Raw genomic sequence first — 22,953 nt, 5'->3', positions numbered from 1 at the left:
CCGATGCATTGCTGCCGGTTGCTTTTTGATAGCCATGACCTGCCATGCAGCGGTGGTGTTCTTCACGGTAGACAATAACAACTCAAGCGCTGAAATTCCTCAAAAAATGATCGATTGGGTCGCTGTAGTCTTCATCACGTTCAAGGTGCTCGTCTTCGGCACGTGCATGTTCTTTGCCATCAAATGGCATTACGACCAGGGGAACAAAGGAACGGACAGGCGCGCGCTGCTGCGCACGAGCGGCAAGGTCGTTGCCGTTTTCATGCTGGCGCTGCTGGCGGTGTTGCTCTTCACCTTCGGCCTTTCCAGGATGCTCGGTATGGATTTGCGCCTTCCGTGAGGGCTGCGACGGGCCTGGTCGTCTGAACTCAATCGCGATCTGGCGCGCCCAGAGGAAATAAGGGCCGGTAGGGCCTTGCCTCGCGCACTGCGCGGGCGAACGAGGGGCGATCGAGCAGACGAGCTCGATAGGCGCGAACATGAGGCAGTGACAGCGAAATCGGATGCGTCCAATCAGCGTAGAACAGCGCAGGGCCGGCAGCGCAGTCCGCGAGGGAGAAGGTTGTGCCGGCGGCCCACTTCTTGTCCGCGAGGTGTGCTTCGAGCCACGTGTAGGCTCGCTCGAGAAGTTCTTGAGCCCGGGTGTGAAAGTACTCGCGCTGCCCCGCATCGCCGGTGAGGGCGGCACTCACCGCGCCTTGCACCGGCGACATCACGTGCAGGTCGAAGAACCGGTCGAGAAAGCGCACCTCCAGGGCGGCCATTGGGTTCGTAGGGAGCAGGCTGATGGGCCCGGGATGCGTGAGTTGCAGATATTCGATGATGATGCTTGTTTCCCTGATCGCGCGATCGCCGTCCACTAGCAGCGGGAACTTCGCCATCGGCCAGCGCCGCAGCCACTCCTGCGCGTTGTGCGGGTGCTCCGCGTCGATGCATCGGAACTCGAAGGGAACATGGTTCTCGTACAGCGCGATCAGCGCCTTCTGTGTGTACGAAGAAAATGGATGGCCGTAGAGAGTGAGCGACATGGACACCGCCTTTGAGTGGTTGCATTGTGCAAGTGGTTTGACTCTATCGGAATCCACTTGCACAATGCAAGTCATTTCTAGGGGTGCGCGTGAAACAGCATGGTCGATCCGGATGCCCGATCAACCTCACGCTCGAGCAGCTGGGTGATCGCTGGAGCCTCATCGTCATCCGTGATGTGATGTTCGGGAACCGGCGTAGCTATGGGGAACTCCTGCAAAACAGCGAGGAAGGCATTGCTTCGAACATTCTTGCGGACAGGTTGAAGCGGCTCACGGCCACTGGGCTCCTGGATCGGCAGAACGACCCGAATCACCGGCAGAAGGGCATCTACAGTTTGACGGAATCATCCATCCAGCTCGTGCCGCTGCTTGCGCATATGGCTGCATGGGGGCGGCGGCACACGCATCCGAGCAGGGAGTTATCCGTGCGCGCAGAAATCCTGGAAAAAGGCGGGCCTGCGCTGTGGGACGCGTTCATGGCCGAACTGCGTCACCTCCATCTTGGAGCGGCACCTCCGGCGCGCTCCGTGTTCGATGAACTTCAGGCCGCGTACCTGAAAGCGATCCAATCGCGTAAGAAGGCCTGAGGCCTCGAAACCCCACAAATCAGACGTCGATGTTGCCCGCGCGCAGCGCGTTGGTTTCGATGAAGTCGCGGCGCGGCTCGACCTCGTCGCCCATCAGCATGGTGAACACGCGATCGGCCTCGATGGCGTCGTCGATCTGCACGCGCAGCAGGCGGCGCACCTCGGGATCCATGGTGGTTTCCCACAGCTGCTCGGGGTTCATCTCGCCCAGGCCCTTGTAGCGCTGGCGGCTGGTGGTGCGCTCGGCTTCGCTGATCAGCCAGGCCATGGCCTGGCGGAAGTCGCCCACCTTTTCCTCCTTGGCCTTCTCGCCCTCGCCACGCGTGACCTTGGCGCCTTCCTGGATCAGCCCGCGGAAGCTCTCGGCGGCCTGGGCCAGGGCGGCGTAGTCGTCGCCGGCCACGAAGTCCTGCGTGATCAGGCTGCTCTTGATGTTGCCATGGTGGTGGCGGCTGATGCGCAGGATGGGCTTGTCGGTGCGCGGGTCGATCTCGCCCGCCACATCGGCGGGCACGCCGTTGGTGTTGAGCTCGCGCAGCTTGGCCTGCAACTGCACGGCACTGGCCTCGGCGTCCTGCAGGGTGTCCAGGTTGAAGACCACGCCGTCGGCCACGGCGCGCAGCGCCTCGGCATCCATGAAGGCGGACAGGCGCGCGATCACCTGCTCGGCATGCTGGTGCGTGCGTGCCAGCTGGGCCAGTTCGTCGCCGGCCAGCGTGCGGGGCTGGTTGCCGCCGGTGGTGATGCTGGCGTGGTTCAGCGCCACGCGCAGCAGGAAGGTGTCCAGCGCCGCGGCGTCTTTCAGGTACAGCTCTTCCTTGCCGTTCTTCACCTTGTACAGCGGCGGCTGGGCGATGTAGATGTGGCCGCGCTCCACCAGCTCGGGCATCTGGCGGTAGAAGAAGGTCAACAGCAGCGTGCGGATGTGGGCGCCGTCCACGTCCGCGTCGGTCATGATGATGATGCGGTGGTAACGCAGCTTGGCCACGTCGAAGTCGTCAGCGCCGCTCTTGCCCGATTCCACGGCGGCCTTGCCGATGCCGGTGCCCAGGGCGGTGATGAGGGTGACGATTTCGTTGCTGGACAGCAGCTTCTCGTAGCGTGCCTTCTCCACGTTCAGGATCTTGCCGCGCAGCGGCAGGATGGCCTGGAACTTGCGATCGCGCCCCTGCTTGGCGGAGCCGCCGGCGGAGTCGCCCTCGACGATGTAGATCTCGCACAGCGCCGGGTCTTTTTCCTGGCAGTCGGCCAGCTTGCCGGGCAGGCCCATGCCGTCCAGCACGCCTTTGCGGCGTGTCATCTCGCGTGCCTTGCGCGCGGCCTCGCGGGCGCGCGCGGCCTCGACGATCTTGCCGCAGAGGATCTTCGCGTCGTTCGGTTTTTCTTCCAGATAGTCGGTGAGCGCCTTGGCGACGATGTCCTCGACCGGCGCGCGCACTTCGGAGCTGACCAGCTTGTCCTTGGTCTGGCTGCTGAACTTGGGTTCGGGCACCTTCACGCTCAGGACGCAGCACAGGCCTTCGCGCATGTCGTCGCCGCTGACCTCGACCTTGGCCTTCTTGGCCAGCTCGTTCTGCTCGATGTACTTGCCGATCACGCGCGTCATCGCCGCGCGCAGGCCGGTCAGGTGCGTGCCGCCATCACGCTGCGGGATGTTGTTGGTGAAACAGAGGACTTGCTCGTTGTAGCCGTCGTTCCACTGCATGGCCACTTCGACGCCAATCTCGGTGCCGGGGATGCCGCCGTAGGTCTCGGCCGGGCGCGCGCCCGTGGCGTGGAAGGCCGTGGGGTGCAGCACCTTCTTGGTGCCGTTGATGAATTCCACAAAGCCCTTGACGCCACCGGCACCCGAGAAGTCATCTTCCTTGCCGGTGCGCTCGTCGATCAGGCGGATGCGCACGCCGTTGTTCAGGAAGGACAGTTCGCGCAGGCGCTTGGCCAGGATCTCGTAATGGAAGTCGCTGTTCTCCTTGAAGATTTCGGTGTCGGGCAGAAAGCGCACCTCAGTGCCGCGCTTTTCCGAGGGGCCGATGACCTTCATGGGCGAGACCTCGAAGCCATCCACGATCTCGATGAGACGGTTCTGCACCACGCCCTTGGAGAACTCCAGCTGGTGCGTCTGCCCGTCGCGGCGCACGGTCAGGCGCAGCTTCTTGGACAGCGCGTTCACGCAGGACACGCCCACGCCGTGCAGGCCGCCCGAGACCTTGTAGCTGTTCTGGTTGAACTTGCCGCCGGCGTGCAGCTCGGTCAGGGCGATCTCGGCGGCCGAGCGCTTGGGCTCGTGCTTGTCGTCCATCTTCACGCCGGTGGGAATGCCGCGGCCGTTGTCCACCACGCTGATGGAGTTGTCGGTGTGGATGGTGACGACGATGTCGTCGCAGTGGCCGGCCAGGGCCTCGTCGATGGAGTTGTCCACCACCTCGAAGACCAGGTGGTGCAGGCCGGTGCCGTCGGACGTATCGCCGATGTACATGCCCGGACGCTTGCGCACGGCCTCCAGGCCCTCCAGGATCTGGATGGCGCCCTCGCCGTAGCCGTCGCTGCCGGCGACCGATGCGACGGGCTGCTCGGCCGGGGCGGAAATGGGCTGTTCGGGGGCGGGCTGCGATTGCTCTGCGGTCATGAAAGGGCTGCCTTCGGTCCAGGCGCACCGGCACGGCGTGCCGGCGGCCTTATAGGAATCAAATGTGCCGCTAGCGCCCGTCCATCAAGCGCTAGCAGCTATCAAAATAATAGTGTGTCAGATGCGCATGGGCATCACGACGTACTTGAAGTGCTCGTTGTCGGGGATGGTCATCAACGCGGAGCTGTTGCCATCGGCCAGGTCGACCTTCACCATGTCCTGGCCCATGTTGGCCAGGGCGTCGATGAGGTAGCTGACGTTGAAGCCGATCTCGATGGCGTCACCGCCGTAGTCGATGTCCAGCTCGTCCACCGCCTCTTCCTGCTCGGCGTTGTTCGACGCCACACGCAGCAGGCCGGGTTCAATGTTCAGGCGCACGCCCTTGAACTTGTCGCTGGTCATGATGGCCGTGCGCTGCAGGCTGGCCAGCAGCGGGGCGCGGCCCAGGGTCACGCTGTTGTGGTGGTTCTTGGGAATCACGCGGTTGTAGTCGGGGAACTTGCCTTCCACCAGCTTGGTGACGAACTCCATGCCGCCGAAGCTGAACTTGGCCTGGTTGTTGGCGAACTGCATCTCGATGGCGCCGTCGGCGTCCGACAGCAGACGCTGCAACTCCAGCACGGTCTTGCGCGGCAAGATGACCTCCTGCTTGGGCACTTCCACGTCCAGCTGCGCGCTGGCGAATGCCAGGCGGTGGCCGTCGGTGGCGACCAGCGAGAGCGTAGTGCCCTCGGCCACGAACAGGATGCCGTTCAGGTAGTAGCGGATGTCCTGCACCGCCATGGCGAACGACACCTGCCCCAGCAGGCTCTTCAGGACCTTCTGCGGCACGCTGAACGCGGGGCCGAAGCTGGCGGCTTCCTGCACCAGCGGGAAGTCCTCGGCCGGCAGCGTCTGCAGCGTGAAGCGGCTCTTGCCGCCCTTCAGGATCAGCTTGGACTGGCTGGACTCCAGGCTCACCGTCTGGTCGGAGGGCATGGTCTTCAGGATGTCGATGAGCTTGCGCGCACCCACCGTGGTGGTGAAGTCGCCCGTGTCGCCGCCCAGCTCGGCCGTGGTGCGGATCTGGATCTCCAGGTCGCTGGTGGTGAGCTGGATGGCATTGCCCGTCTTGCGCAGCAGCACATTGGCCAGGATGGGCAGCGTGTGGCGGCGCTCGACGATGCCGGCAACCGATTGCAGAACGGCGAGAACCTTGTCTTGTGTGGCCTTCAGGACAATCATGTCGTCAACCTTTGGTGGTTTTTGGGGATAGGTGCGCAGACGGCGGCATGGGCAGTGCCCCCTCCCGGGCCGTCCAACGCGCCATTTTGCCCGCGAACGGGCGTGCTTTTGCGGGGGGGCGGTCCTTTTCGCTCCATGGGGCGCGTCAACCCTTCAGCGTCTGCTCCAGCACGTGCAGCTGCTGGTTGAGTTCGGTGAGCTGCTGGCGTTCGGCGCCAATCTTGCGCACCGCGTGCAGCACCGTGGTGTGGTCGCGCCCGCCGAACAGCTCGCCGATCTCGGGCAGGCTCTTTTGCGTGAGCTCCTTGGCCAGGTACATGGCGATCTGCCGCGGGCGGGCGATGCTGGCCGGGCGCTTCTTGCTGTACATGTCCGCGACCTTGATCTTGTAATAGTCGGCCACGGTCTTCTGGATGTTTTCCACCGAGATCTGCCGGTTTTGGATCGACAGCAGGTCGCGCAGCGCTTCTCGCGCGAGTTGGATGGAAACTTCCTTCTGGTTGAAGCGGCTGTAGGCCAGGATCTTGCGCAGCGCGCCTTCGAGTTCACGCACGTTGGAGCGCACATTCTTGGCCACGAAGAAGGCCACCTCTTCGGGCATCTCCGACCCTTCGGCGCGCGCCTTGTTGATCAGGATGGCCACGCGCATTTCCAGCTCGGGCGGCTCGATCGCCACCGTCAGCCCAGAGTCGAAGCGCGAGACCAGCCGCTCGTGGATGTTGGCCAGACCCTTGGGATAGGTGTCCGAAGTCATCACGATGTGGCTCTTCTTGGCCAGCAGCGCCTCGAAGGCGTTGAAGAATTCTTCCTGCGTGCGGTCCTTGTTGGCAAAGAATTGCACGTCGTCGATCAACAGCAGATCGAGCGAGTGGTAGCGCTCCTTGAAGTCGTCGAAGGTACGGCGCTGGTATGACTTGACCACATCCGAGACGAACTGCTCCGCATGGATGTAGAGAACCTTCGCGTCGGGCCGGTCCTGCAGGAGCTTGTTGCCCACGGCATGTACCAGGTGGGTCTTGCCCAAGCCCACGCCGCCATAGATGAACAGCGGGTTGTACAGGTGGCCGGGCGAGCCGGCCACGTGCATCGCCGCCGAGCGCGCCATGCGGTTGGCCGTGCCCTCCACCAACGTCTCGAAGGTCAACGCCGGGTTCAGGCGCGTGCGGAAGGCGCCGGCAGGCGCCTCGTCGGCGGTGGGGTGGGCGGACGGTGCATCGCCGGTGGCGGGGGTGTCTGGCGCTGTGGGACGGACGTAAGTCCTGACAACGGATTCCCGCTGAGCAAGCGCTAACTCCAATGTGACCGGTTGGCCGTACAGACCTTCCAGCAGGGCCGAGATGCGGCCGGCATACTGCGCGCGGATCCAGTCGAGCTTGAAGCGGTTGGCCACCAGCAGGGTGACCTTGGAAAAATCGGGGGCGACCTGGGCCACCAGGGGCTTGATCCAGGTGTTGAATTGCTGTTCCGGGAGGTCTTGCGCCAGTTGCTCGGCGCAGGCCTGCCACAGACCCTGGCCGGCGCTGGCGCCGTCGCTGTCGTGGCTGGAGGAGTGAAGTCCCTCGTTCATTTCAGGTGATTCTTGTTGTGGATAGGAGGAACGGTACAAGGCCCGCGATTCTAGCTTGTCAAGGAGTTATCCACAATCTGAGCGAGGCGGTAAGGGGGCATGCGCGGCCCTACATGCACCGGATCGCGAAGTAGGCCGATACGCCCCAGGCATTGCCAGGATTCACCGAGCCTGCAATAATCCGCGGTTTCCCTGAATGGTGTTCAGGGTGATCAAGCCCGGGCGGCTGCTTTTCGCGCATTCCATGCAGGATGCAGCAGGCCCGGCGGGTGTTGCCGATCGAAGCCGCGCCCGTAACTGAACCTTCAAGGATTGAGAACATGAAACGTACTTACCAGCCCTCCAAGACGCGCCGTGCGCGCACCCATGGCTTCCTCGTGCGCATGAAGACGCGCGGCGGGCGTGCCGTCATCAACGCTCGCCGCGCCAAGGGCCGCAAGCGTCTGGCCGTCTGAGGCCGGGCCGCTCGGCTTTCGGCCGCTTACGGGTTTGCACCGCCAGTTCCCTGCCGGGGACGCTGCACCCATGCATCGGCTGAAAACGCGCCCCCAGTTCCAGGCAGCCATGGCGGGAGGCACCGTCTCCCGCACGGCGCACTTCGCATTGCACCGGCTGGGTTTGCCGCCGGTGGCAATCGATGGAGTTCCGCCAGCCACAGGGCCCGATTCCTCGCCGCAGGCGCAGGGATCGCAGGCCCTGTTTCTCGTTGGGGGGCAGGCGGGCGGCGTGTGGCTGGGCGCCATGGTGCCCAAGCGCTGGGCCCGCCGCGCAGTCACGCGCAACACCATCAAGCGCCAGATCTACGCCGTGGCCAGCGGATTCGAGGCGCGCATGCCCAGCGGCGCGCACGTGGTGCGCCTGCGCATGGGCTTTGATCGCAAGCAGTTCGTGAGCGCCACCTCCGAGGCTTTGAAGCAGGCCGTGCGCGCCGAACTGGAACAGCTCTTTGCCGCGGCCGAACGCCGCAGTAAGGCGGCCGCGACAGGGGTGCGACCATGATGCGCGCGCTGCTCATGGGGCTGGTGCGCGGCTACCGGCTGCTGCTAAGTCCCTGGATCGGGTCGGCCTGTCGCTTCGAGCCCACCTGCTCGGTGTACTCTCTGCAGGCGCTGGAGCAACATGGTGCCGCGGCCGGCAGCCACCTGACCGTGCGCCGCCTGGCGCGCTGCCATCCCTGGTGCGAGGGCGGGCTGGACCCCGTGCCGCAGGAGCTGCCGCGCGGCATGCGCCTGTTTTCACGGCTCACGCCTTCCGACGACACTCCCTCTTCCTCACGTAAGAAGACTTCATGAACGACATCCGCCGCACCATCCTGTGGGTGATCTTTGGCTTTTCCATGGTTCTGCTGTGGGACAAGTGGCAGATCCACAACGGCAACAAGGCCACCTTCTTCCCCACGCCGCCGGCGCAGACGGCCAGCACGCCCGCGGTAGCGGCCTCCGGCGCTGGCGCTGCCGACGTGCCGGTGGCCGCCGCCAGCGCCACGCCGGGCGCGGCGCCGCAGCCGCCCGCAGGCGCCAGCGTGCCGCCTGCCGCCATCCCGCGCGAGCGGGTGACCGTGAGCACCGACGTGCTGCGCCTGAGCTTTGACTCCGAAGGCGGTTCGCTGGTCCACGGAGAGCTGCTGCAGTATCCCGAGATGGAGGACAAGACCAAGCCCTTCCTGCTGCTGGACGAGAGCGCTTCGCGTGTCTATGTCGCGCAGACGGGCCTCATCGGCAACGGTGCCGGCGGCGCATTCCCCACGCACAAGACCCCCATGGCGGTCGTGCCCGGTCCGCGCGAACTGCAGGACGGCCAGAACGAGCTGACCGTGCGCTTCGAATCGGCCGACATGGGCGGCGTGAAGCTGGTCAAGACCTGGACGCTCAAGCGCGGCGCCTACGACGTGGCCGTGAAGCATGAGGTGGTCAACACGGGCACGGCCCCGGTATCGCCCCAGCTGTACCTGCAGCTGGCGCGCGATGGCAACAAGCCGGCGGGCGAGTCGTCGTTCTACTCCACGTTCACCGGTCCGGCCGTGTACACCGAGGCGAAGAAATACCACAAGGTGGAATTCAAGGACATCGAGAACGGCAAGGCCGAGATCGACAAGTCTTCCAGCAACGGCTATGTGGCCATGGTGCAGCACTACTTCGCCACCGCGTGGCTGCTGGGCGATGGCGTGCAGCGCGACAACTTCGTGCGCAAGGTGGACACCAACCTGTACTCGGTGGGCATGATCACGCCGCTGGGCGAGATCGCCCCCGGCCAGTCGAAGGCCGTGGACGCGCGCCTGTTCGCCGGCCCGCAGATCGAGACGCTGCTGGAAAAGCTGGCCCCGGGCCTGGAGCTGGTCAAGGACTATGGCTGGCTCACCATCCTGGCCAAGCCGCTGTACTGGCTGCTGGACCAGTTGCACAAGGTGATCGCCAACTGGGGCTGGTCCATCGTGGCGCTGGTGTTCCTGCTGAAGATCGCGTTCTACTGGCTCAACGCCAAGGCCTACGCCAGCATGGCCAAGATGAAGGCCATCAACCCGCGCATCATGGAAATGCGCGAGCGCCTCAAGGACAAGCCCCAGCAGATGCAGCAGGAGATGATGCGCATCTACCGCGAGGAGAAGGTCAACCCCATGGGCGGCTGCCTGCCCATCATGATCCAGATCCCGGTGTTCATTGCGCTGTACTGGGTGCTGCTGTCCAGCGTGGAGATGCGCAATGCGCCGTGGATCGGCTGGATCAAGGACCTGTCCTCGCCCGACCCATTCTTCATCCTGCCGCTCCTGATGACGCTCTCTTCGCTGCTGCAGACCGCGCTGAACCCCGCGCCGCCGGACCCGATGCAGGCCAAGATGATGTGGCTGATGCCGCTGATGTTCAGCGTGATGTTCTTCTTCTTCCCGGCCGGCCTGGTGCTGTACTGGCTGACGAACAACATTCTGTCGATCGCGCAGCAGTGGATCATCAACACCCGCATGGGCGTGCCGCCGCAGTTCAACCTGCCCAAGTTCCGCTGACGGAGCGCGGCCTTCCCGGCCGCAATCCCCTGCTCCCCGCAACGGCCGCTCAGCGGCCGTTGTTGTTTTCGGTACGATGATTGCTACTACGTGATCCGGTAGTAACCATCAACACACAGGAGCCAGACGGATGATTCAACGTACCACCTTCAAACTGGGCTTGCTGGGGGCCGCCGTGCTCGTGGCCATGGGCACCGCCCACGCCGCCACCATGCGCTGGGCCGGCGCCAACGACATCCTCACCGTGGACCCCCACGCGCAGAACCACCAGACCACGCACGCCTTCCTGCAGCAGGTGTACGAGAGCCTGGTGCGCTATGACGACAAGTACCAGATCGAGCCCGCGCTGGCCACCAAGTGGACGCAGGTCTCCCCCACACAGGTGCGTTTTGAACTGCGCAAGGGCGTGAAATTCCATGATGGTGCGCCATTCACGGCCGATGACGTGGTGTTCTCGCTCACGCGTGCCGGCACGGCGCCGTCCAACATGATGTCCGCGGTGCAGAGCGTCAAGGAAGTCAAGAAGGTGGACGAGCACACGGTGGACGTGTTCCTCAAGGGCCCCAATCCCATCCTGCTGCGCGAGCTGACCGAGGCGCGCATCATGAACAAGGCCTGGGCCGAGAAACACAACTCGGTGAAGTCGCAAGACTACGCGGGCAAGGAAGAGAACTACGCCTCGCGCAACGCCAACGGCACGGGCCCCTTCGTCATGGTGGGCTGGCAGCCGGACGTGAAGGTCACGCTCAAGAAGAACCCCAACTGGTGGGACAAGCCCAAGGGCAACATCGACGAGGTGGTGTTCACCCCCATCAAGTCGGCCGCCACGCGCTCGGCCGCGCTGATCTCGGGGCAGGTGGACTTCGTGGTCGACCCGCCGCCGCAGGATCTGGCGCGCATGAAGGCCAACCCCGACATCAAGCTCATCGAAGGGGCCGAGAACCGCACCATCTACCTGGGCCTGGACCAGTTCCGCGACGAGCTGCCCGGCGCCGGCACGGCCGGCAAGAACCCGCTCAAGGACAAGCGCGTGCGCCAAGCGCTGTACCAGGCCATCGACTCTGCGGGCCTGCACAGCCGCACCATGCGCAACCTGTCGGTGCCTGCGGGCACCATGATCGCTCCCATGGTGCATGGCTGGACCAAGCAACTTGACGAGCGTGCCGCCAAGTACGACGTGGAGGCCGCCAAGAAGCTGCTGGCCGACGCCGGCTACCCGAACGGCTTCTCGCTCAAGCTCGACTGCCCGAATGACCGCTACGTGAATGACGAGGCCATCTGCCAGGCCGTCACCGCCATGTGGACGCGCATCGGCGTCAAGACCAACCTGCAAACTGCGCCCATGGCGCAGTTCGTCACCCGCGTGATGAACAACGACGTGAGCGCCTACCTGTTCGGCTGGGGCGTGGCCACGTTCGACGCGCTGTATTCGCTGGACTCGCTGATGTCCACCAAGGACGGCAAGACCTCGGCTGGCGTCTACAACGGCGGGCGCTTTTCCGACGCCAAGCTCGACGGCATGATCCAGCAGATCAAGGTCGAGATGGATGCCCCCAAGCGCGACGCGCTGATCAACGACGCGCTCAAGCTGGTCAAGGACGAGTACTACTACCTGCCGCTGCACCACCAGATCCGCCCCTGGGCGATGCGCAAGAACGTGGACACGCCGCATCGCGCGGACGATCGCCCCATGCCCGCGTGGACGACCATCAAGTGATCGCGGCAAGTCGAAGGCCTTAAAAACGATAGCTGGCAGCGCTTGGCTACAAAGGTTTTCAGATACAAAAACCCCTGAAACCGACGTTGGACAAGCGCAAGCAGCTATCAAAATATGCGTTACCCACGCCCCAGGCCCGCCCCGCGCGGGCCTTCTTCATGGCGCCGGGCGGGGCGCGGCTATCATGCGCTGCCCCTCTCCACCGCACCTGTAAGCCCATGCTGCCGCGCCATTCCGACCCCATCGTTGCCATTGCCACCGCGCCGGGGCGCGGCGCGGTCGGCATCGTGCGGGTCTCGGGCAAGCAGATCGGTGCACTGGTGCAGGCGCTGTGCGGCCGCGCGCTCAAGCCGCGCGAGGCCACCTACCTGCCGTTTCGGGATGCCGCGGGCCAGGCCATCGACCAGGGGCTGGCGCTGTACTTTCCCGCGCCGCACAGCTACACCGGCGAGGACGTGCTGGAGCTGCAGGCCCATGGCGGCCCCGTGGTGCTGCAGCTGCTGCTGGCGCGCTGCCTGGAGGCGGCCACGGGCGGCGTGCTGGACCGCCTGCGGCTGGCCGAGCCCGGCGAGTTCACCGAGCGCGCCTTCCTCAACAACAAGATCGACCTGGCCCAGGCCGAGGCGATCGCCGACCTGATCGACGCCAGCACGGAGGCGGCCGCGCGCGGCGCCAGCCGTTCGCTGTCGGGCGATTTCTCGCGCGAGATCCACACGCTGCGCGACGCGCTGGTGCACCTGCGCATGCTGGTGGAGGCGACGCTGGACTTTCCTGAAGAGGAAATCGACTTCCTGCGCAAGGCAGACGCGCGCGGGCAGCTATCGAATTTGCAGCAATCGCTGGCCCGCGTGATGCAGCGTGCCAGCCAGGGCGCGTTGCTGCGCGAGGGCATCAAGGTGGTGATCGCCGGGCAGCCCAACGCGGGCAAGAGCTCGCTGCTGAACGCGCTGGCAGGGGCGGAACTGGCCATCGTCACGCCGATCGCCGGCACCACGCGCGACAAGGTGCAGCAGACCATCCAGATCGAGGGCGTGCCACTGCACGTGATCGACACGGCGGGCCTGCGCGAAAGCGACGACGAGGTCGAGCGCATCGGCATCGCCCGCGCCTGGGACGAGATCGCGGGCGCCGACGCGGTGCTGTTCCTGCACGACCTCACGCGCTGGGGCAGTGCGCAGTACCAGGACGACGACACCGCCATTGCGCACACGCTCTCCACCCGGCTGCCCGCGGGCGTGCCGGTGGTCGACGTCTGGAACAAGGCCGACGCCGCCCCGCAGGCGGCGGCGCCTGCGCGCGAGGGTGAGAGCCAGGCGGTGCTGCTGTCCGCGCGCACCGGCCAGGGGCTGGATACGCTGCGTCGGCAATTGCTGCAAATCGCGGGTTGGCAGTCGGCTGCGGAGGGCGTGTACATCGCCCGCGCGCGCCACATCGAAGCCTTGCGCGCCGTGGACGCCCACCTCATGGAGGCGGCCGCGCAGCTGGAAAGCGACGGGCCGGCGCTGGACCTGCTGGCCGAGGAGCTGCGCCTGGCGCAAAACGCCCTCAACACCATCACGGGCGAGTTCACGTCCGACGATCTGCTCGGTGTCATCTTCTCCAGCTTCTGCATCGGCAAATAGCCGGCGCGGCGGGCGCGCAACGCCATGTGTAAGTAAGGGTAATGAGTGCTTGTGCAGATGACGGCGGCGCGTTACCGTTCGCGCCCGATGAATGCCATCACCGCTCCCTCCTCCAAAGTCGACCTTTCGGGTCTGATCCAGGCCATCACCCACGCGACGGCGGACGACAGCATGAACAACGTGCTCACCGCCGAGCAGTGGGATTGGCTGTCCGCCTACCTGTTGCCCATCAGCATCCCCTCGGGACAGGTGCTGTTCGCCAAGGGCACCAACGACCGCACCTTGTACCTGGTGGAAAGCGGCTCGCTCAGCGTGCACTTTGAGGACGAGAAGCAGCGGCTGCGCCTGGCCATCGTCGGCCCCGGCTCGATGGTGGGCGAGGGGGCGTTCTTTTCCCATCAGCCCCGCAGCGCCACGGTGCAGGCGGGCGCACCGAGCAAGCTCTGGAGCCTGCCCGCTCTGCGCTTTACGGAACTTTGCAATCGCCAACCGGCGGTAGCGCTGCACTTGGCGATGGCGGCCGGCGCCGTGCTGGCCAAGCGCCTGGGCAACCGCCGCCGCCGCATCGCGGCGACCTGAGCACGGCGCGCGAGCGCCACGCTTTGTGACCACAGCGCCCATCGCGGCGCGGCCGATCCTGCAACTGTCACGCCTCGGCCGAGGCGCGCGCAGTACACTTGCCGACGTTTTTTGAGCGCTTCTTCGCGAAGGCAAGCATGTCATTGTTCAGCTGGTTCACCCGCAAATCCAAGCCTCCGGTCGCGCGTGCGCGCCCGGCACCCGCCGCTACCCAGGCCAATGGCGCGGCCCCGGCGCATGCAGGCAAACCCCTGCTGGAGCCGCAACCCGCCGCGGCCCCCGAGCCCGCCACGGGCCGCAAGAACGAACGCATGGAGCGCCGCGAGCTGCTGTACACCGTGGTGCGTGACGCCATGGTGCGTGCCGGCGTGCTGTCGGCGGGGTACAAGTTCAAGGTGCTGTCGCTGGACCAGCGTGGGGCGCAGTTCCTGGTGATGATGGACTTGGCGCCGGAGTATGGGCGGGACATGGCGCGGCTGGGCGAAATCGAAACCCTGGTGACGCAGACCGCTCGTTCTCGTTTCGACATCCTGGTGACTGCCGTGTATTGGCGCACCAACGACCAGATCAGCACGGGCGTGCAGGTGCGCACCCCGGCGGCCCAGGCGCCCGCGCCGCAGGCTTCTGCCGCCCCCGCATCGCCCATCATTTCCGGGACGCCCCGGCCCGCGGCTGCCGCTACGCAGGGAGCGGCACTACCCTCGCGTCCAGCGCCGCTGGTGCCACCCGCGCCCGCGCGCGCGGCGCCGCGGTTCGAGCCCATCGAGGCCGACGAGGTGGCGGCGTTCAAGCAGGCGCTCACCAGCGCTGTGGCGCGTGCGCCCGCGGCCGCGCCGGCCCTGGGCGTTACCACGCGCAGCGGCCCGCTGCTGCCGCCAAGCCCCGCGCCCACGGGGTTCGAGGACACTGTCATGCCGGGGCAGGACGGCCGGTCGTCCGACCTCAGCTCCACGCAATACGGCGACCTGCGCTGAAGAACCGGCTGCGGGGACTGCGGCAGCCCAGCGGTCTAGTGGCCGCTGAAGTCCACCAGCGTGTACAGCGGCAGTCCGCTGGCACGCAGGCGTGCCGAGCCGCCGAGTTCCGGTAAATCCACGATGGCGGCGCCTTCCATGACGGTCGCGCCCAGTTTTTCCAGCAGTTTCTTGCCGGCCATCATCGTGCCGCCGGTGGCGATCAGGTCGTCGATCAGCAGCACCCGGTCGCCGGGCTGGACCGCGTCCGCGTGCAGTTCCACGGTCGCGCTGCCGTACTCGAGTTCGTAGGTTTCCTCGACGGTGGTGAAAGGCAGCTTGCCCTTCTTGCGGATGGGAACGAAGCCCACATTCAACTCATAGGCCACCACCGCGCCCAGGATGAAGCCGCGGGCGTCCAGTCCGGCCACCACGTCGGGGCGCAGCGCGCGGTCCATGTAGCGGTGCACGAAGGCGTCGATCAGCACGCGGAACACTTTGGGGTTTTGCAGCAGGGGCGTGATGTCGCGGAACTGCACCCCCGGCGCTGGCCAGTCAGGGACGGTGCGGATGTGCTGGCGCAGGTAGTCGTTGACGCTAAGGGCTGTCATGGGTGGGGCAAAAGAGAGAACGATTCGGATGTGCAGACCCTGCCGGGCACCGCCAGGGCGCACAGTGTAATCAGCCGCGCAGCAGCTTCTCCTCTGCCAGGCCCAGGGCGGTGGGATGGCCGGACAGCACCAGCGTGTCGCCTTCGGCCAGGGGCGTGCGGTCGTCGGGCGGGGACATGGCGCCGCTGGCGCGACGCACGTTGACCAGACGCACGCCGATGCCATGCAGGGGCAGGTCGGCCAGCGGCTTCCCCACCACGGCGGCGCCCGCGGGCAGGGACAGGGAGTACAGCCGCTCCTGGTCGCGTTCGGACGGCGTGTCGTCGTCCGCCCCGTGGAAGTAGCCGCGCAGCAGGCCGTAACGTGCATCGCGCTGGTCTTGCACCAGGCGCAGCACGCGGCGCATGGGCACGCCCACCAACGCCAGTGCGTGGCTGGCCAGCATCAGCGAGCCCTCGATGGCCTCGGGCACCACCTCGGTGGCGCCGGCCTCCTGCAATTTCTCCAGTTGAGAGTCGTCCTGGGTGCGCACGACCACGGGGAGCTGTGGCGCGTGGGTGCGCGCATGGTGAATCACCTTGAGCGCGGCGGGAGTGTCCAGGTAGGTGACGACCAGGGCGGCCGCACGCGCCAGGCCCGCTGCCTTGAGCGCCTGCAGGCGCGTGGCGTCGCCGAACACGACCGAGTTGCCCGCGGCGGCGGCCTGCCGCACGCGGTCGGGGTCCAGGTCCAGCGCCATGTAGGCGATGCCTTCGCGCTCCAGCATGCGTGCCAGGTTCTGCCCCGAGCGGCCGTAGCCGCAGATCAGCACGTGCCCGCTGGTGTTGATGGCCTGGCGCGCGATGGTGGTCACCTGCAGCGACTGCTGCAGCCAGTCGCTGGCCACCAGCTTCATGACGATGCGGTTGCTGTACTGGATGAGGAATGGCGTAGCCAGCATGGACAGCACCATGGCCGCCAGCACCGGGTTCATCAGTGCGGGCTGCAGCAGGCCGTGGACCTGCATGAGCGACAGCAGCACGAAGCTGAACTCCCCTGCTTGCGCCACGTACAGCGCGGTGCGCAGCGATACGCCCGTTGTCGTTCCCAACCCGCGGGCCAGCGCGACGATGATGGCCGTCTTGATCAGCAGCGGCGCGGCCAGCAACACGAGCACCAGCGACCAACGCTCCACCAGCACGTGCCAGTCGAGCATCATGCCCACCGTGATGAAGAACAACCCCAGCAGCACGTCGTGGAAGGGGCGGATGTCGGTGCCCACCTGGTGCCGGTATTCGGTCTCGGACACCAGCACGCCGGCGATGAAGGCGCCCAGGGCCAGCGAGAGGCCTGCCAGTTCGGTCAGCCAGGCCAGCCCCAGCGTGACCAGCAGCAGGTTGAGCATGAACAGTTCGTCGCTCTTGCGCCGCGCCACCTGCGTGAGCCACCAGCGCATCACGCGTTGGCCGCCAACCAGCAGTACCGCCACGAGTACTGTGGCCTTCAGCAGGGCGACCGCCAGCGCCGTCAGCAGTTGCTCGGGCTCGGACCCCAGCGCAGGCACCAGCACCAGCATGGGAACCACGGCCAAATCCTGGAACAGTAGGATGCCCAACACCCTGCGCCCATGCTCGCTCTCCAGCTCGCCGCGCTCGGACATCAGCTTCACGACGATCGCTGTACTGCTCATCGCCAGCGTTCCGCCCAGCGCCAGTGCGGTCTGCCAGCCCATGTCCCACACGCCGCCGGTCAGCCGCGCCAGCAGCAGCAACCATGCGGAGAAGGCCGCCATGCACGCCAACACCTGCAGCAGGCCCAGGCCGAACACGTGGCGGCGCATGGCACGCAGCTTGGGCAGGTTGAATTCCAGGCCGATGGTGAACATGAGGAACACCACTCCGAATTCGCCCAGGTGGCGCACGCCTTCGGAGTTCTGCGTCAAGGCCAGGGCATGCGGGCCGATGAGGATGCCCGCCGCCAGATAGCCCATCATCGGCGGCAACCGCAGGCTGCGGCATGCCACCACGCCCAGCACGGCGGCCAGCAGGTAAAGCAGGGTCAGGGCGAGAGAGGACATGTTTCATCGTAGCCGAGCCGCAGGTGGGCCGACCGATAGAATTCATCCATGCCTGTCGCTCCTGCCGTTTCCTCGTCTTTCAATGCCGAACAGGCCCTGCGCTTGGGACGCGAGACCGTCCGCACGGAGGCCGAGGCGCTGCATGCCATGGGCGAACGCCTGGGCGGCGGCTTCGTGCAGGTGGTGCAGCGCGTGTTGGCAACCACGGGCCGCGTGGTGGTCATGGGCATGGGCAAGAGCGGCCACGTGGGGCGCAAGATCGCCGCTACCTTGGCCTCCACCGGCACGCCCGCGTTCTTCGTGCACCCCGCCGAGGCCAGCCATGGCGACCTGGGCATGGTGACCAACGGCGACCTGGTGCTGGCGCTCTCCAACAGCGGCGAAAGCAGCGAGATCACCGTGCTGCTACCGGTGCTCAAGCGCCTGGGCGTCCCGCTGATCGCGATGACGGGCGGGCTGCAGTCCACCCTGGCGCGCCACGCGGACCTGGTGCTGGACTGCAGCGTGCAGCGCGAGGCCTGCCCGCTGAACCTGGCGCCTACCACCAGCACCACGGCGCAGCTGGCCATGGGCGACGCGCTGGCGGTGGCGCTGCTCGACGCGCGCGGCTTTCGCCCTGAGGATTTCGCGCGGTCGCACCCCGGCGGTGCGCTGGGCCGCAAGCTGCTGACGCATGTGCGCGACGTCATGCGCGCGGGCGCTGACGTGCCGCATGTACCGCCCCATGCCAATTTCAGCACCCTGATGCGCGAGATGAGCGCCAAGGGCGTGGGCGCCACCGCGGTGGTAGACGATGCGGGCCGGCCCGTGGGTATCTTCACGGACGGCGACCTGCGCCGGCGCATCGAGGCCGGCGTGGACCTGCGCGAGACGCGCGCCCAGGACGTCATGCATGCCAGCCCGCGCACCATTGCAGCCGATGCCCTGGCGGCCGATGCGGCGCAGGCCATGGAGCACCACTCGATCACCAGCGTGCTGGTCACGGACGACGACGGCGTGCTGGTGGGCGTGGTGCACATCGGCGACCTGATGCGAGCCAAGGTGATCTGATGTCCCAGTCCAACGCCACGCCGCTGCCCCCCCTGCAACCGGCCCTGCAGTTCGATCCGCAACTCCTGCTGCTGGCGCAGCCGGTGCGCGTCGCCTTCTTCGACGTGGACGGTGTGTTGACCGACGGCGGCCTGTATTTCTCTGAAGTGGGCGAGACCCTCAAGCGTTTTCATACGCTTGACGGACACGGCATCAAGCTGCTGCAGCAGGCGGGCATCACGCCCGCGGTGGTCACGGGGCGTGATTCACCGGCGCTGCGGCTGCGCCTGAAGGCGCTGGGGGTGATGCATGCGCGTTTCGGCACCGAGGACAAGCGCCCGGCGGCTGAGTCCATCCTGGCCGAGCTGGGCCTGTCGTGGCCTCAGGCCGCCGCCATCGGAGACGACTGGCCCGACCTGCCGGTGATGCGCCGTGTGGCCTTCGCCTGCGCGCCCGCGCAGGCCCACATCGAGGCCCGCGCCGTCGCCCACCATGTCACTGCCGCGCCGGGTGGCGCGGGTGCGGCGCGGGAGTTCTGCGACCTGCTGCTGGTCGCCAGTGGCCGTTACGCCGGTCTGTTGGCCGCGCACGCCGTATGACCTCACGCCTACACCTGGCGTGGGAACGCCTGTCGCTCTACCTGCCCGTGCTGCTCATGGGGCTGCTGGCGCTGGGCTCCTGGTGGCTGGTGCGCAACGCGCCGCGACCGCAGCAGCCGGCGCAGGAGCGCCCCGTGAGCCACGAGCCTGACTACTACATGCGCGACTTCGCGGTCAAAAGCTTTGATGCCACGGGCCGACTGCAGAGCGAGATCCGCGGCACCCTGGCGCGCCACTACGCTGACAACGACACGCTGGAGATCGACCAGGCGCGCATGCGCTCGGTGAACGAGGAGGGGCGCGTCGTCACCGCCCGTGCGAATCGTGCGCTGTCCAACGGGGACGGCAGCGAGGTTCAGCTCTACGGCAATGCCATCGTTACGCGCGAGGCGTCTGCCCCCGAAGGCCGCGCTCCAGTGCCGCGGCTGGAGTTCCAGGGGGAGTTCCTGCATGCATGGGTGAATGAAGAGCGCGTGCGCTCCGACCAGCCCGTGACACTCAAGCGCGGCGCCGACACGTTCACCGCCGACAGCATGGATTACGACAACCTGGAGCAGGTCATGCAACTGCGCGGCCGCGTGCGCGGCACGCTGATGCCGGCACCCGTGCGCCGTTGACCGAGATGGCGCGTTCGGCTTCGCAAGACCGCCCACTGGTGTTGATCACTGGAGCCTCCAGCGGCATCGGCCAGGCGCTGGCCGAGCGCTACCACCGGGCAGGGTGGCGGTTGGCCCTTGTGGCGCGGCGCGTCGATATGATCGAATCTTGGGCTAGGGCAGTAGGGATAAGCGCGAACAGCTATGAAACATATAGCGCAGATGTAGCACAGCCTGACAGCGTCATCGCGGCGTGCCACGCTTGCCTGGAGCGTCAAGGGCTGCCCGATGTGGTGGTGGCCAACGCGGGAATCAGCGTCGGGGTGGACACGGCGCAGCGCGGCGACCTCGATGTCATGGCGCAGACCTTTGCGACCAACAACCTGGGCATGGCGGCCACCTTTCATCCGTTCATCGATGCGATGGTCCGCCGCGGCAGCGGGCGGCTGGTGGGAATCGGCAGCGTGGCGGGTGTCCGGGGCCTCCCTGGCCATGGAGCTTATTGCGCGAGCAAGGCGGCGGTGATCAGCTACTGCGAGAGCCTGCGGGGGGAGTTGCGTGGCACCGGCGTGCAGGTGGTGACGATTTGCCCGGGCTATGTGGATACGCCGCTGACGCGGGAGAACCGGTATGCCATGCCCTTCCTGTTGCCGCCGCAGGCTTTTGCGGACCGCGCGTTCCATGCCATTGAGGCGGGTGCGACGTACCGGGTGATTCCCTGGCAGATGGGCGTAGTGGCCAAACTGCTGCGCATATTGCCGGATGCGTGGTTCGACCGGCTGCTGGCGGGACGGCCACGCAAGCATCGCGCGGGCCAGGGCCGATCTTCCAATCCCTGAGGCCTGGAAGGACAAAAGGCTCCCGAGGGAGCCTTCTGATGGTGGAGCGCGCTTTTACTCGCGCCTGCCAAAATCAATATCCGTTGTTGCCGCCACCGCCGTAGCCGCCACGGCCACCACCGCCGCCGCCGCCACGTGGACCGGAGCCGTAGGGGCTGCGAAAGCCGCCTTCGCTGCGGCCACCACCGCCGCCGCCGTAGCCGCCACCACCGCCACTGCGTCCGCCGCCGTAGCCGCCACCACCGCCAAAGCCGCCAAAGCCGCCGCCACCGCTGCGGGGGGGGCGCGCTTCCATGGGGCGGGCTTCATTCACGACAATGCTGCGGCCGCCGAGGGACTGGCCGTTCATGCCATTGATGGCTTCCTGGGCTTCGGCATCGCTGCCCATTTCCACGAAGCCAAAGCCTTTGGAGCGGCCGGTGTCGCGCTCCATCATGACCTTGGCGCTGGTCACCGCACCGAACTGGCTGAAGGCTTGCTCCAGATCTTGGTCACGCACCGAGTACGGCAGATTGCCGACGTACAGTTTGTTGCCCATTAAGGGACTCCTCAAAAACAATGGAATGAGCGACGGAGTCCCGAACCCGCAGCCAGTTAATCACAATGACGCCCTATGCGCGAAAACTGACGGATCACCGCAACCTCTACGAGGCAATACCCTCGTCAAAACATTATGCGCCAGAACCTTTGTAAAGATGCAAGGGGTTTTCAACGCACGTGTCGTCAATTTGACGCAAAAAAAGGAGCCCTAAGGCTCCTTTTTTGACTCAGCGGAATATCAATAGCTGGAGCGGCCGCCACCGTAGCCGCCGCCATAACCACCGCCACCGCCGCTGCGGCCACCGCCGTAGCCACCACCGCCACCAAAGCCGCCGCCGCTGCGGGGCGGGCGGGGTTCCATCGGACGGGCTTCGTTGACCACGAGGTCGCGGCCGCCGTAGTTCTGGCCATGCGCGCCCTGGATGGCGGCCTGGGCTTCAGCGTCGCTGCCCATTTCGACAAAGCCGAAACCCTTGGAGCGGCCGGTGTCGCGCTCCATCATGACCTTGGCGCTTTGCACGGCGCCGAATTGGCTGAAGGTCTGCTCCAGATCCTGGTCGCGGAAGGTATAGGGCAGGTTGCCCACGTAGAGTTTGTTGCCCATGATCGGACTCCTAGAAAAAACATGAAATGCGATGGAGCCCGACGCAATCAACAAACCTGTGACGACTTCAAAGACGCGAAACTGACCAGACACCGCAGCGTGCACTTCCGCATGGCAGAACTGCACGGCCATTATCAAGCATTGCCATAACCCCAAAGATGTCGTAATTGCGCGCCTGCAACACTTTCCAGGGTAACTACTGTGTCCGGCTGGGCAAAAAGGTGCCTTCTTCGACCGGATACAATCCCCCGCTGTCTTTGGGGAGTAGCCTGCCCCGCGCGAGTCCGCTGCGACTGCGACGCGAGAGGATGCATGCATCAACAGACTTGGGGCCCTTGGGCGCCATGGTGCATGGGACCCGCTGCCACAGCGGGTCGGGCGAGACCATTGACCGCGTACCGATCCATCAGGCCGGAGTCGGAGCGTGGTCAATGCTGTCCGATGTACTTCCGGCCGGAAATCCTATTACGACCGCCCCATGGAAGCCTTCCTCGTCTCCACCGCCATCGTCACCCTTGCCGAGATGGGTGACAAGACCCAGCTGCTGTCGCTGGTGCTCGCCGCACGCTTTCGCAAGCCCTGGCCCATCGTGCTGGGCATTTTCGTGGCCACGCTGGCCAACCACGCGCTGGCAGGCGCGGTGGGGTCATGGGTGACCACCGTGCTGGGGCCGCAGGTGCTGCGCTGGGTGCTGGGTCTTTCCTTCATTGCCATGGCGGTGTGGATGCTGATTCCCGACAAGCTGGACGACGACGGTGACGGTGCGGCGCCGCGCTTCGGCGTGTTCGGCACGACGCTGGTGGCGTTCTTCCTGGCCGAGATGGGCGACAAGACGCAGGTCGCCACCGTCATGCTGGCTGCGCAGTACAGCGCCTACTTCTGGGTGGTAGCGGGTACTACGCTGGGCATGATGCTGGCCAATGCGCCCGTGGTCTGGCTGGGGGATCGTCTGGTGAAGAAGGTGCCGATCCGCGTGGTGCATCTGGTGTCTGCGTTGATCTTCCTGGTCTTGGGCCTGCTGGCGCTGTTTGCGGGAGATGCGACGCCTTTGGCATAATGACCCGCAGACGCGCCGATTTGCACCGCTTGCGGGCGCTTTACAAATCCAGCTAAAGACGTGACCGATCGACACGCCTGCCACCCCAGCACGCACCCGGACCCGGCCTCGTTGTTTAGCG

The 22,953-nt window shown here is 65.9% G+C and carries 23 protein-coding genes; 15 read left to right on the top strand and 8 right to left on the bottom strand.

From position 1 onward, the window contains the following. The first annotated feature begins 106 nt into the window (after positions 1-106). Positions 107-340, top strand: coding sequence for a hypothetical protein (locus tag QY917_RS13830; RefSeq protein WP_123675578.1), 234 nt, complete (start codon positions 107-109; stop codon positions 338-340). A gap of 28 nt (positions 341-368) precedes the next feature. Here the strand turns inward: QY917_RS13830 and QY917_RS13825 are convergent, their stop codons facing one another. Continuing rightward, positions 369-1,028, bottom strand: coding sequence for a glutathione S-transferase family protein (locus tag QY917_RS13825; RefSeq protein ID WP_123675432.1), 660 nt, complete (start codon positions 1,026-1,028; stop codon positions 369-371). Positions 1,029-1,117: 89 nt separating this feature from the next. On the opposite strand from QY917_RS13825, the gene QY917_RS13820 reads away from it, so the two are divergent. Then, complete coding sequence (locus QY917_RS13820) at positions 1,118-1,615, top strand: helix-turn-helix domain-containing protein (RefSeq protein WP_287964224.1); 498 nt, start codon at positions 1,118-1,120, stop codon at positions 1,613-1,615. 19 nt (positions 1,616-1,634) lie between these two features. Here QY917_RS13820 and gyrB read toward each other — a convergent pair whose 3' ends face one another. From gyrB to dnaA, 3 genes are all read right to left on the bottom strand, one after another. Continuing rightward, positions 1,635-4,241 carry a DNA topoisomerase (ATP-hydrolyzing) subunit B gene (gene gyrB, locus QY917_RS13815; protein ID WP_088888639.1) on the bottom strand — a complete coding sequence of 869 codons (2,607 nt, stop codon included), beginning with the start codon at positions 4,239-4,241 and terminating at the stop codon, positions 1,635-1,637. Positions 4,242-4,358: 117 nt separating this feature from the next. Next, positions 4,359-5,465, bottom strand: a complete 1,107-nt coding sequence (gene dnaN / locus QY917_RS13810) for a DNA polymerase III subunit beta (protein ID WP_123675434.1) — start codon at positions 5,463-5,465, stop codon at positions 4,359-4,361. 145 nt (positions 5,466-5,610) lie between these two features. After that, on the bottom strand, positions 5,611-7,032 hold the full coding sequence (gene dnaA, locus QY917_RS13805; RefSeq protein ID WP_011807219.1) for a chromosomal replication initiator protein DnaA: 1,422 nt from the start codon (positions 7,030-7,032) through the stop codon (positions 5,611-5,613). A 320-nt stretch (positions 7,033-7,352) separates the two neighbouring features. On the opposite strand from dnaA, the gene rpmH reads away from it, so the two are divergent. The 8 genes from rpmH to QY917_RS13765 all read left to right on the top strand — a co-directional run bounded on the left by rpmH (position 7,353) and on the right by QY917_RS13765 (position 14,922). Next, a complete protein-coding gene (rpmH, locus tag QY917_RS13800; RefSeq protein ID WP_005798102.1) occupies positions 7,353-7,487 on the top strand; it encodes a 50S ribosomal protein L34 in 135 nt (44 codons plus the stop codon). Positions 7,488-7,557: 70 nt separating this feature from the next. Continuing rightward, a complete protein-coding gene (locus tag QY917_RS13795) occupies positions 7,558-8,031 on the top strand; it encodes a ribonuclease P protein component (protein WP_123675435.1) in 474 nt (157 codons plus the stop codon). Continuing rightward, positions 8,028-8,324 carry a membrane protein insertion efficiency factor YidD gene (gene yidD, locus QY917_RS13790; protein ID WP_123675436.1) on the top strand — a complete coding sequence of 99 codons (297 nt, stop codon included), beginning with the start codon at positions 8,028-8,030 and terminating at the stop codon, positions 8,322-8,324. The genes QY917_RS13795 and yidD overlap by 4 nt, the downstream gene beginning before the upstream one ends. Beyond that, positions 8,321-10,030 carry a membrane protein insertase YidC gene (gene yidC, locus QY917_RS13785; RefSeq protein ID WP_123675437.1) on the top strand — a complete coding sequence of 570 codons (1,710 nt, stop codon included), beginning with the start codon at positions 8,321-8,323 and terminating at the stop codon, positions 10,028-10,030. The genes yidD and yidC overlap by 4 nt, the downstream gene beginning before the upstream one ends. A gap of 130 nt (positions 10,031-10,160) precedes the next feature. Next, positions 10,161-11,747, top strand: coding sequence for an ABC transporter substrate-binding protein (locus tag QY917_RS13780; RefSeq protein ID WP_011807215.1), 1,587 nt, complete (start codon positions 10,161-10,163; stop codon positions 11,745-11,747). Positions 11,748-11,965: 218 nt separating this feature from the next. Next, positions 11,966-13,369 carry a tRNA uridine-5-carboxymethylaminomethyl(34) synthesis GTPase MnmE gene (gene mnmE / locus QY917_RS13775; RefSeq protein WP_123675438.1) on the top strand — a complete coding sequence of 468 codons (1,404 nt, stop codon included), beginning with the start codon at positions 11,966-11,968 and terminating at the stop codon, positions 13,367-13,369. Positions 13,370-13,456: 87 nt separating this feature from the next. Next, a complete protein-coding gene (locus QY917_RS13770; RefSeq protein ID WP_041839105.1) occupies positions 13,457-13,948 on the top strand; it encodes a Crp/Fnr family transcriptional regulator in 492 nt (163 codons plus the stop codon). Positions 13,949-14,085: 137 nt separating this feature from the next. Further along, entirely contained in the window at positions 14,086-14,922 is an 837-nt protein-coding gene (locus QY917_RS13765; RefSeq protein ID WP_123675439.1) for a hypothetical protein, read from the top strand. A gap of 35 nt (positions 14,923-14,957) precedes the next feature. On the opposite strand, the gene QY917_RS13760 is transcribed toward QY917_RS13765, so the two are convergent. Further along, on the bottom strand, positions 14,958-15,512 hold the full coding sequence (locus QY917_RS13760; protein WP_015914697.1) for an adenine phosphoribosyltransferase: 555 nt from the start codon (positions 15,510-15,512) through the stop codon (positions 14,958-14,960). Between the two features lie 70 nt (positions 15,513-15,582). Continuing rightward, on the bottom strand, positions 15,583-17,568 hold the full coding sequence (locus QY917_RS13755) for a monovalent cation:proton antiporter family protein (protein ID WP_011807210.1): 1,986 nt from the start codon (positions 17,566-17,568) through the stop codon (positions 15,583-15,585). Between the two features lie 48 nt (positions 17,569-17,616). On the opposite strand from QY917_RS13755, the gene QY917_RS13750 reads away from it, so the two are divergent. The 4 genes from QY917_RS13750 to QY917_RS13735 are packed head-to-tail and all read left to right on the top strand — an operon-like array spanning position 17,617 to position 20,631. Further along, positions 17,617-18,618 carry an SIS domain-containing protein gene (locus QY917_RS13750; protein WP_123675440.1) on the top strand — a complete coding sequence of 334 codons (1,002 nt, stop codon included), beginning with the start codon at positions 17,617-17,619 and terminating at the stop codon, positions 18,616-18,618. After that, complete coding sequence (locus QY917_RS13745) at positions 18,618-19,196, top strand: HAD family hydrolase (RefSeq protein WP_103736977.1); 579 nt, start codon at positions 18,618-18,620, stop codon at positions 19,194-19,196. The genes QY917_RS13750 and QY917_RS13745 overlap by 1 nt, the downstream gene beginning before the upstream one ends. After that, entirely contained in the window at positions 19,193-19,813 is a 621-nt protein-coding gene (gene lptC, locus QY917_RS13740) for an LPS export ABC transporter periplasmic protein LptC (RefSeq protein ID WP_088888014.1), read from the top strand. Before QY917_RS13745 ends, lptC begins: the two co-directional genes overlap by 4 nt. A gap of 5 nt (positions 19,814-19,818) precedes the next feature. Continuing rightward, the gene (locus QY917_RS13735; RefSeq protein WP_123675441.1) at positions 19,819-20,631 is read left to right on the top strand and encodes an SDR family oxidoreductase; all 813 of its coding nucleotides are present in this window, start codon (positions 19,819-19,821) and stop codon (positions 20,629-20,631) included. Between the two features lie 73 nt (positions 20,632-20,704). Here the strand turns inward: QY917_RS13735 and QY917_RS13730 are convergent, their stop codons facing one another. Together QY917_RS13730 and QY917_RS13725 are read right to left on the bottom strand one after the other, a co-directional pair. Continuing rightward, positions 20,705-21,169 carry an RNA-binding protein gene (locus tag QY917_RS13730; RefSeq protein WP_123675442.1) on the bottom strand — a complete coding sequence of 155 codons (465 nt, stop codon included), beginning with the start codon at positions 21,167-21,169 and terminating at the stop codon, positions 20,705-20,707. A gap of 240 nt (positions 21,170-21,409) precedes the next feature. Further along, positions 21,410-21,775 carry an RNA-binding protein gene (locus QY917_RS13725; RefSeq protein WP_015914690.1) on the bottom strand — a complete coding sequence of 122 codons (366 nt, stop codon included), beginning with the start codon at positions 21,773-21,775 and terminating at the stop codon, positions 21,410-21,412. A gap of 478 nt (positions 21,776-22,253) precedes the next feature. Between QY917_RS13725 and QY917_RS13720 the strand changes: the two genes are divergently transcribed. Next, positions 22,254-22,832 carry a TMEM165/GDT1 family protein gene (locus QY917_RS13720; protein ID WP_015914689.1) on the top strand — a complete coding sequence of 193 codons (579 nt, stop codon included), beginning with the start codon at positions 22,254-22,256 and terminating at the stop codon, positions 22,830-22,832. Positions 22,833-22,953 lie beyond the last annotated feature (121 nt).

The organism is Diaphorobacter sp. C33 (assembly GCF_030503915.1).
Classification (GTDB): Bacteria; Pseudomonadota; Gammaproteobacteria; order Burkholderiales; family Burkholderiaceae_C; genus Diaphorobacter; species Diaphorobacter nitroreducens.
This window is presented reverse-complemented; position numbering and strand designations above follow the sequence as displayed.

Excerpts from the sequence above, each read along its gene's own strand:
- QY917_RS13765 (WP_123675439.1), top strand. The coding sequence starts at position 14,086 with ATGTCATTGTTCAGCTGGTTCACCCGCAAATCCAAGCCTCCGGTCGCG.
- yidC (WP_123675437.1), top strand. The coding sequence starts at position 8,321 with ATGAACGACATCCGCCGCACCATCCTGTGGGTGATCTTTGGCTTTTCC.
- QY917_RS13795 (WP_123675435.1), top strand. The coding sequence starts at position 7,558 with ATGCATCGGCTGAAAACGCGCCCCCAGTTCCAGGCAGCCATGGCGGGA.
- QY917_RS13755 (WP_011807210.1), bottom strand. The coding sequence starts at position 17,568 with ATGTCCTCTCTCGCCCTGACCCTGCTTTACCTGCTGGCCGCCGTGCTG.
- yidD (WP_123675436.1), top strand. The coding sequence starts at position 8,028 with ATGATGCGCGCGCTGCTCATGGGGCTGGTGCGCGGCTACCGGCTGCTG.
- QY917_RS13825 (WP_123675432.1), bottom strand. The coding sequence starts at position 1,028 with ATGTCGCTCACTCTCTACGGCCATCCATTTTCTTCGTACACACAGAAG.
- dnaA (WP_011807219.1), bottom strand. The coding sequence starts at position 7,032 with ATGAACGAGGGACTTCACTCCTCCAGCCACGACAGCGACGGCGCCAGC.
- gyrB (WP_088888639.1), bottom strand. The coding sequence starts at position 4,241 with ATGACCGCAGAGCAATCGCAGCCCGCCCCCGAACAGCCCATTTCCGCC.
- lptC (WP_088888014.1), top strand. The coding sequence starts at position 19,193 with ATGACCTCACGCCTACACCTGGCGTGGGAACGCCTGTCGCTCTACCTG.
- QY917_RS13760 (WP_015914697.1), bottom strand. The coding sequence starts at position 15,512 with ATGACAGCCCTTAGCGTCAACGACTACCTGCGCCAGCACATCCGCACC.
- QY917_RS13770 (WP_041839105.1), top strand. The coding sequence starts at position 13,457 with ATGAATGCCATCACCGCTCCCTCCTCCAAAGTCGACCTTTCGGGTCTG.
- dnaN (WP_123675434.1), bottom strand. The coding sequence starts at position 5,465 with ATGATTGTCCTGAAGGCCACACAAGACAAGGTTCTCGCCGTTCTGCAA.
- QY917_RS13750 (WP_123675440.1), top strand. The coding sequence starts at position 17,617 with ATGCCTGTCGCTCCTGCCGTTTCCTCGTCTTTCAATGCCGAACAGGCC.
- QY917_RS13730 (WP_123675442.1), bottom strand. The coding sequence starts at position 21,169 with ATGGGCAACAAACTGTACGTCGGCAATCTGCCGTACTCGGTGCGTGAC.
- QY917_RS13735 (WP_123675441.1), top strand. The coding sequence starts at position 19,819 with ATGGCGCGTTCGGCTTCGCAAGACCGCCCACTGGTGTTGATCACTGGA.
- QY917_RS13780 (WP_011807215.1), top strand. The coding sequence starts at position 10,161 with ATGATTCAACGTACCACCTTCAAACTGGGCTTGCTGGGGGCCGCCGTG.
- QY917_RS13725 (WP_015914690.1), bottom strand. The coding sequence starts at position 21,775 with ATGGGCAACAAACTCTACGTGGGCAACCTGCCCTATACCTTCCGCGAC.
- rpmH (WP_005798102.1), top strand. The coding sequence starts at position 7,353 with ATGAAACGTACTTACCAGCCCTCCAAGACGCGCCGTGCGCGCACCCAT.
- QY917_RS13745 (WP_103736977.1), top strand. The coding sequence starts at position 18,618 with ATGTCCCAGTCCAACGCCACGCCGCTGCCCCCCCTGCAACCGGCCCTG.
- QY917_RS13830 (WP_123675578.1), top strand. The coding sequence starts at position 107 with ATGATCGATTGGGTCGCTGTAGTCTTCATCACGTTCAAGGTGCTCGTC.
- mnmE (WP_123675438.1), top strand. The coding sequence starts at position 11,966 with ATGCTGCCGCGCCATTCCGACCCCATCGTTGCCATTGCCACCGCGCCG.
- QY917_RS13720 (WP_015914689.1), top strand. The coding sequence starts at position 22,254 with ATGGAAGCCTTCCTCGTCTCCACCGCCATCGTCACCCTTGCCGAGATG.